General features: G+C 63.9%; 10 protein-coding genes. 2 read left to right on the top strand and 8 right to left on the bottom strand.

Annotated features, from left to right (window positions below; translation table 11 throughout):
• Nucleotides 1-120 precede the first annotated feature (120 nt).
• Together FGKAn22_RS04195 and cphA are read left to right on the top strand one after the other, a co-directional pair.
• The gene (locus FGKAn22_RS04195) at nucleotides 121-2,271 is read left to right on the top strand and encodes a cyanophycin synthetase (RefSeq protein ID WP_212787149.1); all 2,151 of its coding nucleotides are present in this window, start codon (nucleotides 121-123) and stop codon (nucleotides 2,269-2,271) included.
• Between the two features lie 59 nt (nucleotides 2,272-2,330).
• Nucleotides 2,331-4,907 (top strand): cyanophycin synthetase, encoded by a 2,577-nt coding sequence (gene cphA / locus FGKAn22_RS04190; protein WP_212786727.1) that lies wholly within the window; start codon nucleotides 2,331-2,333, stop codon nucleotides 4,905-4,907.
• A gap of 71 nt (nucleotides 4,908-4,978) precedes the next feature.
• On the opposite strand, the gene FGKAn22_RS04185 is transcribed toward cphA, so the two are convergent.
• From FGKAn22_RS04185 to FGKAn22_RS04150, 8 genes are all read right to left on the bottom strand, one after another.
• Nucleotides 4,979-5,773, bottom strand: a complete 795-nt coding sequence (locus FGKAn22_RS04185) for a dienelactone hydrolase family protein (protein WP_246487455.1) — start codon at nucleotides 5,771-5,773, stop codon at nucleotides 4,979-4,981.
• A gap of 72 nt (nucleotides 5,774-5,845) precedes the next feature.
• Complete coding sequence (locus tag FGKAn22_RS04180; protein WP_212786726.1) at nucleotides 5,846-6,151, bottom strand: DUF190 domain-containing protein; 306 nt, start codon at nucleotides 6,149-6,151, stop codon at nucleotides 5,846-5,848.
• Nucleotides 6,151-6,540: a fluoride efflux transporter CrcB gene (crcB, locus tag FGKAn22_RS04175; RefSeq protein ID WP_212786725.1), complete on the bottom strand. Its 390-nt coding sequence runs from the start codon at nucleotides 6,538-6,540 to the stop codon at nucleotides 6,151-6,153. Before crcB ends, FGKAn22_RS04180 begins: the two co-directional genes overlap by 1 nt.
• A gap of 9 nt (nucleotides 6,541-6,549) precedes the next feature.
• Nucleotides 6,550-7,797, bottom strand: a complete 1,248-nt coding sequence (locus tag FGKAn22_RS04170; protein ID WP_212786724.1) for an ATP-grasp domain-containing protein — start codon at nucleotides 7,795-7,797, stop codon at nucleotides 6,550-6,552.
• Entirely contained in the window at nucleotides 7,790-8,356 is a 567-nt protein-coding gene (locus FGKAn22_RS04165; protein ID WP_212786723.1) for a chalcone isomerase family protein, read from the bottom strand. Before FGKAn22_RS04165 ends, FGKAn22_RS04170 begins: the two co-directional genes overlap by 8 nt.
• Nucleotides 8,357-8,461: 105 nt before the next feature.
• Nucleotides 8,462-9,646: an MFS transporter gene (locus FGKAn22_RS04160; RefSeq protein WP_212786722.1), complete on the bottom strand. Its 1,185-nt coding sequence runs from the start codon at nucleotides 9,644-9,646 to the stop codon at nucleotides 8,462-8,464.
• A 19-nt stretch (nucleotides 9,647-9,665) separates the two neighbouring features.
• Nucleotides 9,666-10,865 (bottom strand): acetyl-CoA C-acyltransferase, encoded by a 1,200-nt coding sequence (locus FGKAn22_RS04155; protein WP_212786721.1) that lies wholly within the window; start codon nucleotides 10,863-10,865, stop codon nucleotides 9,666-9,668.
• A 64-nt stretch (nucleotides 10,866-10,929) separates the two neighbouring features.
• Nucleotides 10,930-11,421, bottom strand: coding sequence for a hypothetical protein (locus FGKAn22_RS04150; protein WP_212786720.1), 492 nt, complete (start codon nucleotides 11,419-11,421; stop codon nucleotides 10,930-10,932).
• Nucleotide 11,422: the final 1 nt, after the last annotated feature.

The raw sequence follows: 11,422 nt of genomic DNA, 5'->3' as shown, positions 1-11,422 counted from the left end.
GGATAAGCGCACGGATTGCTGGTTAGGGAGGTGATTCTCGTGCGAGAATTACACGTGATCGGATAACTTATTGGATACGTTTCCTTGAATACCAGCGCCGCCGAATACCAACCTCAGTCCGTGGGCAAATACGACATAAAGATCCTGCGCATCACTCACCTGCGCGGCCCGAACATCTGGACCTACCGCCCGGTGCTGGAGGCTTGGGTCGATATCGGGACACTCGAAGATCATCCCTCGAATACCATTCCGGGTTTCTACGAACGGCTGTCATCCTGGCTGCCCACGCTGATCGAGCACCGCTGCGGCATCGGCGAGCGCGGCGGATTCCTGCAACGCTTGCGCGATGGAACCTGGGCCGGACACATACTGGAACATGTCACGATCGAACTGCAGAACCTCGCGGGCATGCAAAGCGGATTCGGCAAGGCACGCGAAACCTCCACCCGCGGTGTATACAAAGTCGCCGTGCGCTCCCGCCACGAACAGGTGAGCCGCACCGCGTTTCTGGCGGCGCGCGAACTGATACTGGCCGCGATGGAGGACCGTCCCTACGATGTGGCGGCAACCGTCGAAAAACTGAAAGACATGGTGGACTCGCTCTGCCTCGGCCCCAGCACCGCCTGCATCGTCGATGCCGCGACCGGTCGGCGCATCCCCTCCATCCGGCTGACCGACGGAAATCTGGTTCAGCTGGGTTATGGCATCCGCAGCCGCCGCATCTGGACAGCCGAGACCGACCTGACCAGTGCCATCGGCGAGACCATCTCGCGCGACAAGGACCTGACGAAAAGCCTGTTGCAATCTTGCGGCGTTCCCGTACCCGAGGGCCGCATCGTCGAGAGCCCGGAAGATGCCTGGGAAGCCGCCGAGGACATCGGCTTGCCGGCGGTGGTAAAGCCGGTCGATGGCAACCATGGACGCGGCGTTTCCACCGACCTGAAGACCCGCGCCGAGGTCGAAGCGGCATACCGGCTGGCCATCGAGGAAGGCAGCGAGGTCATCGTAGAACGTTTCATCCCCGGCAACGAACATCGCCTGCTGGTGGTAGGCCAGCGCGTAGTAGCCGCCGCGCGCGGCGAGACTGCGACGGTGGTGGGCGACGGCCAGTCGACCGTCGCCGAACTCATCGACCGGCAGATCAACAGCGACCCGCGGCGCGGCAGTACGGAAGAATATCCACTCAACGTGGTGCTGCTGGAAAACGACGCTGCGGTACGGCTGGAACTGGAACGCCAGGGCTATGCTGCAGATTCGGTGCCCGAAGCAAACGTCGAAGTGCTGATCCAGCGCAACGGCAACGTCGCTTTCGACGTAACCGACCTGATACATCCCGATGTAGCCGAGGCTGCGGTGCTGGCGGCCCGCATCGTGGGACTCGACATCGCCGGAGTCGATCTGGTGGCTGAGGACATATCCCGTCCACTCGAAGCTCAAGGCGGCGCAATCGTCGAGGTCAATGCCGGTCCGGGCTTGCTGATGCACCTGAAACCGGCGAACGGCGGCCCGCGTCCGGTTGGGCGCGCCATCGTGGAACACCTGTTCCCCGATGACGAGGCCGGGCGCATTCCCGTTGTCGGCATCACCGGCACCTCGGGCACGACGACGGTAGCCAAACTGGTCGCTAATTGCCTCCATCTGTCCGGACTGCGCACCGGTCTAGCCTGCAGCGACGGAGTGTTCTTCGATCAGCGCCAGGTCGAGCGAGGCGACCGCTCCAACTGGGCCTCAGCCCACAAGCTGCTGTTGAACCGCGCGGCGGAAGCGGCAGTATGCGAGAACGGCGCACGCACACTGCTGGCCGAAGGCTTGGCCTATGACCGCTGCCAGGTCGGCGTGGTGACCGATATCCGGCATGCCGAGGGGCTGGAGGAGTTTTACATCCACGACACGGAGCAGGTCTATAACGTGCTGCGCACCCAGGTCGATGTCGTACTTCCGGATGGTGTTGCGGTGCTCAATGCGGACGATCCGCTGGTAACCCGCATGGCTGAACTTTGCGACGGCGAAGTGATCTTCTTCGGCCGGGACGATGCGCCGGCAATCGCCGCACACCTTGCCGCGGGCGGGCGTGCCGTGTTCGTGCGCAACAAGAATGTGGTGATGGCACATGGTACCGAAGAGATCGGCCAGATCGATCTCGCCAGCCCCATGTCGTCTACGCAGGTGCGCGCCGAAGACATAGCCGCCGCGGTCGGCGCGGCCTGGGCATTAAAAATCCCGTTCGATGTCATCCGCGCGGGAGTTGAAACGTTAACCCTGGTTCTGTAGCAACTCAAACAAGTTATTGGCTTGGGCGGTCACACGCTCGGGAGTGGGTTAGAAAAATTATGGAAATATCGCGTCTACGCGCCCTGCGCGGTCCCAACCTGTGGAGCAGGCACACGGCGATCGAAGCCATCGTATCCTGCCGAGACACCAGTGAGATCGCTGCCATTCCCGGTTTTGAAGCACGCTTGCGCGAACGCTTTCCCGGCATCGACCAGCTCCACCCCGCGGGGCGCGACGAGCCGGTCACACTAGCTCATGCACTTGGGATCGCCGCACTTGCATTGCAGGCACACGCGGGCTGCCCGGTCAGCTTCAGCCGCACTGCGCAGACAGTCGAGGCCGGCGTGTACCAGGTCGTTGTCGAATACACCGAGGAGGCCGTCGGGCGGCTGGCATTCGACCTGGCGCAAACCCTGCTGCGCGCCGCACTGGACGATACGCCGTTCGACCTGGCAGAGGCGCTGAACAAATTGCGCGAACTGGACGAGGACGTGCGCCTCGGACCGAGCACCGGCGCCATCGTGCAGGCTGCGGCGACGCGCGGCATCCCCTACCGCCGCCTGACCGAGGGCAGCCTCGTGCAGTTCGGCTGGGGCAGCCGGAGCCGACGCATCCAGGCGGCGGAGACCGGACGCACCAGTGCCATCGCCGAAGCCATCGCCCAGGACAAGGACCTGACCAAGAAGCTGCTCGATGCAGCAGGAGTGCCGGTGCCTGTAGGCAGGCCGGTGACGGACGTGGAGGATGCCTGGGCCGCAGCATGCGAGATCGGCCTGCCGGTGGTGATCAAACCGGTGGACGGCAATCAGGGCAAGGGTGTCACCGTCAACATCGCCAGCCGGGATCAATTGCTGAGCGCCTACGCCGCAGCAGCCGAATACAGCTCCGAGGTCATGGTGGAGCGCTACCTGCCCGGCTACGACTTCCGCCTGCTGGTGGTTGGCGGACAAGTGGTCGCCGCCGCGCGCCGCGATCCGCCGCATGTGATCGGCGACGGCGAGCACACCATCCGCGCGCTGGTAGAGCAGGTCAACAGCGACCCTCGCCGCGGCGAGGGTCACGCGACCTCGCTCACCAGGATCCGTTTCGACGACATCGCACTGGCGAGGCTCGCCCTGCAGGGAATGGATGCCGAATCGGTGCCTCCCAAGGGCATGCGCGTCGTGCTGCGCAACAACGCAAACCTTTCCACCGGCGGCACGGCTACCGACGTCACCGACGACGTACACCCGGAACTGGCAGCGCGCGCGGTTGCGGCGGCACAGATGGTGGGACTGGATATCTGCGGCGTCGATATCGTGTGCGACAGCGTGGTTCAGCCGCTGGAAGTGCAGAACGGCGGCGTGGTCGAAGTCAATGCCGCACCCGGATTGCGCATGCACCTGCAGCCGTCGTTCGGCAAGGGACGCGCGGTGGGTGAGGCCATCATCTCCAGCATGTTCGGCCCCGGCGACGACGGGCGCATCCCTGTCGTTGCGGTGGCGGGAACCAACGGCAAGACCACCACGGTGCGCCTGATCGCACACATGCTGACCCTCAACGGAAAACGCGTCGGCATGACCAACTCGGACGGCGTATATATCGGTCAGCGGCGCATCGACAGCGGCGATTGCAGCGGACCGAAGAGCGCGCGCAACGTGCTGATGCATCCTGCGGTCGATGCGGCGGTGCTGGAGACCGCCCGCGGCGGCGTGTTGCGCGAAGGACTGGCATTCGACCGCTGCGACGTGGCAGTGGTCACCAACATCGGCATGGGCGACCATCTGGGGCTTTCCTACATCAGCACCGTGGAAGACCTGGCGGTGGTCAAGCGCGTGATCGTGCAGAACGTCGCTCCCCACGGATCCGCCGTGCTCAATGCGATGGACCCGATGTCTGCGGCGATGGCCGACGCCTGCCCCGGCTCGGTCATCTTCTTCGCGACCGATGCGCACCACCCGGTCGCGGCCACCCAGCGTGCACAGGGGCGGCGACTGGTCTGCCTGGACGGCGACACCATCGTGGCAGTCGAGGGAACCATGGAGCAGCGCATCCGCCTCGCAGACATCCCGCTCACCCGAAACGGCAGCATCGGCTTCCAGGTGGAGAACGCGATGGCCGCCACCGCCGCCGCATGGGCGCTGGGGCTGGACTGGAACACCATCCGGGCCGCATTGGCCAGCTTCATCAACGATGCGCAGACCGCGCCCGGCCGGTTCAACCTGTTCGACTACCGTGGCGCGACGCTGATCGCAGATTACGGCCACAACCCGGACGCGATCCTCGCACTGGTCTCCGCGATCGAGAACATGCCGGCGAAGCGCCGCTTCGTCGTCATCAGCGGAGCGGGCGACCGGCGCGATGTCGATATCCGCCGCCAGACCGAGATCCTGGGCGATGCCTTCGACGAGGTGATCCTGTACCAGGATCAATGCCAGCGCGGCCGCTCCGATGGCGAAGTGCTGGCGCTGTTGCGGCAAGGGCTGGCACATGCGCGCAGGGCTACGGCTGTCGACGAGATACGCGGCGAATTCATCGCGACCGACAACGCACTGGCTCGCCTCCAGCCAGGCGACCTGTGCCTGATCCTGGTCGATCAGGTCGATGAGGCACTGGCTCATATCGCGCGCAGGGTTGCCGAGAACGCAGCGGCCTGATCCCGGCCTCTATCAGTGCGCAAAAACAAAAAACGCCCCGAAGGGCGTTTTTTGTTGGCAGGAAGAAAGCGTTATTTCCCGCCGAACACCTCGCGCAGGAACACCGTAGTCTGCTGCCAGGAGTCCTTGTCCGCCTCGGCGTTGTAGGCCAGCGGCAGGTTGAACTTCTTGCCCAGCTCGTCGGCCGCAGGATTGGTGAAGCTATGCTTCGCGCCGGGATAGGTGACCACGCGGTAATCTGCGCCCGCCTTGTCCATCTCCTGCCTGAAGGCCGCCACCTTGTCCGCGCCTATCATCGGGTCATCCTCGCCGGTGAACGAGATGATGCGCGCCTTGATCTTGCCGGGCTGCGCGGGAGTGAGGGCATCCAGCGAGCCGTGGAAGCTCGCCACGCCCTTCAGGTCCTCGCCCATGCGCGCCATGTTCAATACCACGCCGCCGCCGAAGCAGTAGCCAATCGCAGCCATCTCCTTGGGATCGACGGTCTTCTGTTTGCGCAGCAGCTTCATGCCCGCCTCGAAACGGCGCTTCGCCAGCGGCATGTTCTTGCTCACCTCGGTGGCGAACTTGCCTGCATCGTCGGGATGGTTGGCCTGCTTGCCGTCGCCGTACATATCCACGGCCAGCGCGGTATACCCCATCGCCGCGAGCATGTCGGCGCGCTTGCGCGTGTATTCGTTGTGGCCCCACCACTCGTGCACCACCAGCACGGCGGGGCGCCTGCCCTTCACGGCATCGTCGTAGGCGATGTAGCCCTTGAGAATCGTGCCGTCCTCCCGGTAGTTCACTTCTTTGCCCTGTACCGCGGCCTGCGCCGTGGAAACAGCCATACAGCACAACGACATCAGCAATGCGATCTTCTTCACGTCAGCCTCCGTTGGTTAGTGTTGTTGAGGAATCAGGGTTGAAACGCTGCAAGCACCGACGCGGTCTGGCGCTCAGAGTATGCCGGACTCCACCGCGTGGCGTGTGTAGAACACTTCCATGTTCTGCGCCTTGACCCGTTGCAGCAGCTGTTCGGCCAGCTTGTCGTCGAGGATGAACTCCACCTTCACCGCGAGTTCACCGGCAAGCTCGAAGAACTTCTCGTCGTGCAGCCGTCCGTGCCGTCCGAATCCCTCGATGGCGCGGAATACCGAACCGCCGCGCACTCCGAGTTCCCGGGCTTCATCCAGCAACCATTCGTAGAACGGCTTCCCTTCGTGGTGCAGCTTCTCGTCGACATAGAAAGTTAATGCATTCATCATTGCCCTCCTTGTAGCCACTTGACGGTTTGAATGCCCATTACGGTCATCAGTAACGAGCCCCCGAGGTGTGCCGCGATGATGCCGGCGCCCCACGCATACTGCCCGCGAACCAACAGCGTGACAGTCTCCGCCGAAAATGTCGAGAAGGTCGTTAACCCACCCAGGAAGCCGGTGATGATGAACAACCGCCATTCCGGCGACATTCCCGGATGCTGCAGAAAGAACGCGATCGCCAGCCCGATCAGGTAACCGCCCGCGAGGTTGGCCGCGAGCGTGCCGAGCGGCAGGTCCGGCAACGCCGGATTGAGCCACAGCCCCAGCCCCCAGCGCAGCCATGCGCCGAGCGCCGCGCCGATACCGATAGCGAGGAAGGAATAGAGCATCATGCGGACATTCTACTCGACGACGCGCACTGGCGCGAAGCCACCGCCCGGCGTGCGGAAGTTGGTGGTCTGCCCCTGGTACAACCGCGCGGCGACGAGCTGCACCCGCCCGTCGTAGACATAGCAGCGCACGTCGTACTTGAGCGACTGGGGTTCCATGCCCGGCAGGCACACCATGCGATCGCCCGGGGCGGCCATGCGCTGAGCGACGTAGCCGTCGTGCATGATCTCCCCGAACACGCGCTTGGTGACCTTCGCACCGCTGTAGCTGCCCTTGCTGCCGTAGCCCGTCGCGGGCTTGAAGAACCAGTGCTTGCGCTCCTGCCACCATTGCTCGTGGTCCGCGCCCGCCACCAGCCGCGTCTGCGGCACGCCCGCCAGCAAGGTCGCGATGTCAGCCTCGCTCGCGCCCAGCGCACGCAGCGCGTCCGCATCGCTCAGCCGCGCGAGGTTGCGCTTGTCGGCATAGTGCTCGTAGTGCGCGGGATCAGGCGTCACTACCGCGCTGCCATCCAGATAAACCTGCCGCAATGCGGGATGTCGCTGCAGCGAGAAATCCGTCAGGCGGTTGTACACCAAGTCGATCTTCTGCTCGCCGAGATATAGCCCACCATCGCGCGCCTGCAGCGCCGATGGGTCGGCGATGTACGCCGCGATCCCCGCGCGCTCGAACATGCGCTGCGCCAGCAGGAACTCGGGATAGAGATATTGAGACTCGGGCTGCTCGTCCACGATGGCGACGGACTTGAGCGGCACATCGCCATGCGCCAGCCGCCATTCGTTGCGGAACATGGCGAGGAACTGCTGCTCCAGATTTGCTTCCGCCGCCGCCTCACCGTACAGCCCCGCCTCGCGCTGGCTGTCGATCAGCAGCGCGTTGAGGAAGCCACCGCCCGCGTTGGTATTGATCTCGATCAGGTGCGCGCCCTGCTCGTTGAGGTGAAAGTCGTAGCCGTAGAACACTCCCCTGGCCGCACTCCTGCCCTCATGCCAGCCCGGCAGCGCGACCACCCGTTCCACCGCGGCGATGATGGCGTGCATCTGCTGCACCTGCGCGCTGGTCACGAACACAGGCATCGCAGCGAACAGGTGCGGGCAGCGCTCCGCGACCATCCCGCACCATTCCTCGCCCTGCGCGCGCAGCGCCTGAACGAGCGCGTCGCCGTCCATGCCGGCCCAGTCATGGCACTCGCCGTTCAGGTGAGCGATCGGCGCATGGTCGACATCGAAGTGAGGCTTCGCGTTTGCGGCATCAACCACCCAGCAGTCCCTTCTTCATGTCGCTGCTCACCGGCTTCCCGCCGATCCAGATGGAGAGCAGCGCGCGGTAGAAATCCTCGCCGGCGACCTTGCCCAGTTCCGTGCCGTTGAAGGTGACGCGAGTGCCGTTGCCCGGCATCCAGTCGAAGGCGATCACATCGCCCTTCTTCACCGCTTTGACGGTATCGAACAGATGGATGAAAGTATCCAGTCGCACCTGAAGCTCTGCCATTTCCTTCTCGCTGTGGTTCTTCTCGATGCCCTTGCGGAAGCCCTTCAGGAAGTGCTCGGTATCGGCATCGTCCACCACCACGTTCAGCGCGATGCGCTTGGCATTGGCATCCGCCATCACCGCTTCGGTGGAGGTCTGTTTGCCGGCGAGATACAGTCCCGCCACATACATCTTGATGAAGAAGATGCTGCGCACACCCGCGCCGTTCAGCACCAGTTTCTGGTCCGCGACCTGCACCTGCTCATCCAGTTTCACGCCTTGCAGCTCCAGCGCGGAGGCGGAAATGCTCGACAGACACAACAGACAGGCCAACAACATACGTTTCATGCTCAACTCCGGTAATCGATTACAAAGGCGGCTAGTTTAACAGCGAGGGCACCCCCCCGGCAGTGGGCCCCGCTCGACAAACCCATAGCCCATGTGGGTATCGGGCTATGACTGGTCCGCAGGCCGCCAGAGCAGCCCCAGCAGGGCAAGCATGCAGAAGACCGCACCCGCGTAGAAGGTGAACGATGCCCCGAGCCGGTCCCACAACAGCCCGGCCAGCACGCTGGCCACCAGCATCGCGATGCCACTCATCAGATTGAAGAAGCCGTAGGCCGTGCCGCGCAGGTCGGCAGGCGCGGTGTCAGCCACCATGCGCGCCAATAATCCCTGGGTTATGCCCATGTGCACGCCCCACAGCGCGACGCCGGCCAGCACCACGTACCAGTGGTCGTTGATGGCGAGCACCAGGTCCGCGGCGATCAGCACCAGCAAGCCCAGCGTCAGTAGTTTGACGTGGCTCATGCTGTCGGAGAGCCTGCCGAACGGGTAGGCCGCTCCGGCATAGATCACGTTCATCGCCACCATCACCAGCGGCACCAGCGCGATGGGTATACCGCCCTGCTCCGCGCGCAGCACGAGGAAGGCTTCGCTGAAGCGCGCGAGGGTGAACACCGCGCCGATGATCACCACCCACCAGTAGGCGTGGCCGAGCCGCTTCAGGTTCTCGCGGCGGATGGGGTTGACCGGCTGGTGTCCGTCCCGCGGCGGCGGCTCGCGCACACCGAACACCAGCAGCGCGACCGCAAGCAGTCCGGGGATGACAGCCACCCAGAATACCGCGCGGAAATCATCCGACCACAGCAGCATCAGCACCACCGCCAGCAGCGGGCCGAGGAAAGCGCCCACGGTGTCGAGCGACTGGCGCAGGCCGAACGCCGCACCGCGGGCCGCTTCCGGCGCGATGTCCGCGATCAACGCGTCGCGCGGCGCGCCGCGCACGCCCTTGCCCACGCGGTCCAGCAGCCGCGCGGTCAGCACCATGCCGGTGCTGGTGGCGATGGCGAACAGCGGCTTGGTCAGCGCGCCCAGCCCGTAGCCGAACACGGCCAGCGCCTTGCGCCTGCCCAGGTAGTCGCTCAGCACGCCGGAGAACACGCGCGCGATCAGCGCGGTGGATTCCGCCAGCCCCTCGATCAGCCCGACCGCGAGCGCACTGGTGCCCAGCACCGTGACCATGAACAGGGGAAGGAGGCTGTGGATCATCTCCGAGGAGACGTCCATCAGCAGGCTGACGAAGCCGAGCACCCACACGCCGCGGGGGATGCTCGTCGAGGAGGGACGGTCACTCATTTCGTCCCGCCTGACTCAGTTAAAAAGACTCAAAAATGCCAGCGGCTCCCATGCCCGTGCCTATGCACATGGTCACCATGCCGTACTTGAGTTTGTGCCGCCGCATGCCGTGCAACAGCGTGGCGGTGCGGATCGCGCCGGTCGCGCCGAGCGGGTGGCCCAGGGCGATCGCGCCGCCGAGCGGATTCACCTTCTCGCGATCCAGCCCGACGTCGCCGATCACCGCGAGCGACTGCGCGGCGAACGCCTCGTTGAGCTCGATCCAGTCCATGTCCTGCAGCTGCAGGCCGGTCTGGCTCAGCACGCGCGGGATGGCCACCTTGGGGCCGATGCCCATGATCTCCGGCTCCACGCCCGCGACCGAGTAGCCGAGGAACTTGCCGATGGGCGTGAGGTTGTAGCGCTTCAGCGCGGCCTCGCTGCACAGCACCACCGCGGCCGCGCCGTCAGACATCTGCGAGCTGTTGCCCGCCGTCACCGAGCCCTCCTTCGCAAACACTGGACGCAGCTTCGCCAGCGCCTCGAGCGAGGTGTCGGCGCGCGGTCCCTCGTCCTGCGCCGCCTCGCGCGCGGCGAGGCGCACCTCGCGCGTTGCGAGGTCAGGCTGGTGTTCGGCAATGGGATACGGCGTGATCTCGTCGCGGAACGATCCCTCGACGATGGCCTGCAGCGCGCGTCGATGGCTCTCGTGCGCGAACTCGTCCTGCGCCTCGCGCGACACCTTCCAGCGCGCCGCCACCTTTTCGGCGGTGAGGCCCATGCCGTAGGCGATGGCGACATTCTCCTCGCGCGCGAAGATCTCCGGGTTCATCGCCACCTTGTTGCCCATCATCGGGATCATGCTCATGCTCTCGACCCCGCCCGCGATCATCACGTCCGCTTCGCCGAGACGGATACGGTCCGCGGCCATCGCCACCGCCTGCAGGCCGGAGGCGCAGAAGCGGTTCACCGTCACGCCCGGCACGCCGTGCGGCAGCCCCGCGAGCAGCAGCGCGATGCGGGCCACGTTGGTGCCCTGCTCCGCCTCCGGCATCGCGCAGCCGACGATCACGTCCTGCACCGCTCCCGGCTCCAGGTTCGGGCATTGCATCAGCACGCTCTTCAGCGCATGCGCCAGCAGATCGTCCGGCCGAGTGTTGCGGAACATCCCGCGCGGCGCCTTGCCCACCGGCGTGCGCGTCGCGGCGACGATGTAGGCTTCCTGGATTTGTTTGGTCATGGCGCTCTCCTAAATGGCTACAACCGGATTAGCACAACGTAACCCGACACTCGTGCGACAGTTATCAATCTCGAAGATGCTCCAATATCTGAAGCACCCGAAAAACTGGGTTCTTAGCATCATGCGTCATCTCTCTAGCTTTATCCCTCAGCAGGAGAATACGTTTCTTGTACTCTCCATTGATGACCAGTTCGAGACCGCTAATTTTTTCCAAATGCTCTGTGATGTACCCTCGTGGCACCACAGGCGACCAAAATTGGTACTTGATAGTCTTAAAATTCGACAAATTTTCAGAAGCATATTTTTTCTGCCTTTCGTGCTTCTTTTTAATTCTCTCAACAGTCTCTTGATTGTTCTTATACAACACACCTCTGATATGAGTTGTTACCTCGCATACGAACGCAGTCTTTGTTTTGAAGTTCAAACCTACAACATCAAGTTCGCCCAATCCCTCTAAACCACCACCTGGCGGCCTAATGTTGTAATCGACAAAATCACAGCCTTCCTCTACTTGGAGATAAGCTCCGACGATGTATTCACCAACATCCGTCAACATA

Source organism: Ferrigenium kumadai, from assembly GCF_018324385.1.
Taxonomy (GTDB): domain Bacteria; phylum Pseudomonadota; class Gammaproteobacteria; order Burkholderiales; family Gallionellaceae; genus Gallionella; species Gallionella kumadai.
This window is presented reverse-complemented; position numbering and strand designations above follow the sequence as displayed.

Excerpts from the sequence above, each read along its gene's own strand:
- cphA (WP_212786727.1), top strand. The coding sequence starts at position 2,331 with ATGGAAATATCGCGTCTACGCGCCCTGCGCGGTCCCAACCTGTGGAGC.
- FGKAn22_RS04180 (WP_212786726.1), bottom strand. The coding sequence starts at position 6,151 with ATGAATGCATTAACTTTCTATGTCGACGAGAAGCTGCACCACGAAGGG.
- crcB (WP_212786725.1), bottom strand. The coding sequence starts at position 6,540 with ATGATGCTCTATTCCTTCCTCGCTATCGGTATCGGCGCGGCGCTCGGC.
- FGKAn22_RS04165 (WP_212786723.1), bottom strand. The coding sequence starts at position 8,356 with ATGAAACGTATGTTGTTGGCCTGTCTGTTGTGTCTGTCGAGCATTTCC.
- FGKAn22_RS04160 (WP_212786722.1), bottom strand. The coding sequence starts at position 9,646 with ATGAGTGACCGTCCCTCCTCGACGAGCATCCCCCGCGGCGTGTGGGTG.
- FGKAn22_RS04155 (WP_212786721.1), bottom strand. The coding sequence starts at position 10,865 with ATGACCAAACAAATCCAGGAAGCCTACATCGTCGCCGCGACGCGCACG.
- FGKAn22_RS04150 (WP_212786720.1), bottom strand. The coding sequence starts at position 11,421 with ATGTTGACGGATGTTGGTGAATACATCGTCGGAGCTTATCTCCAAGTA.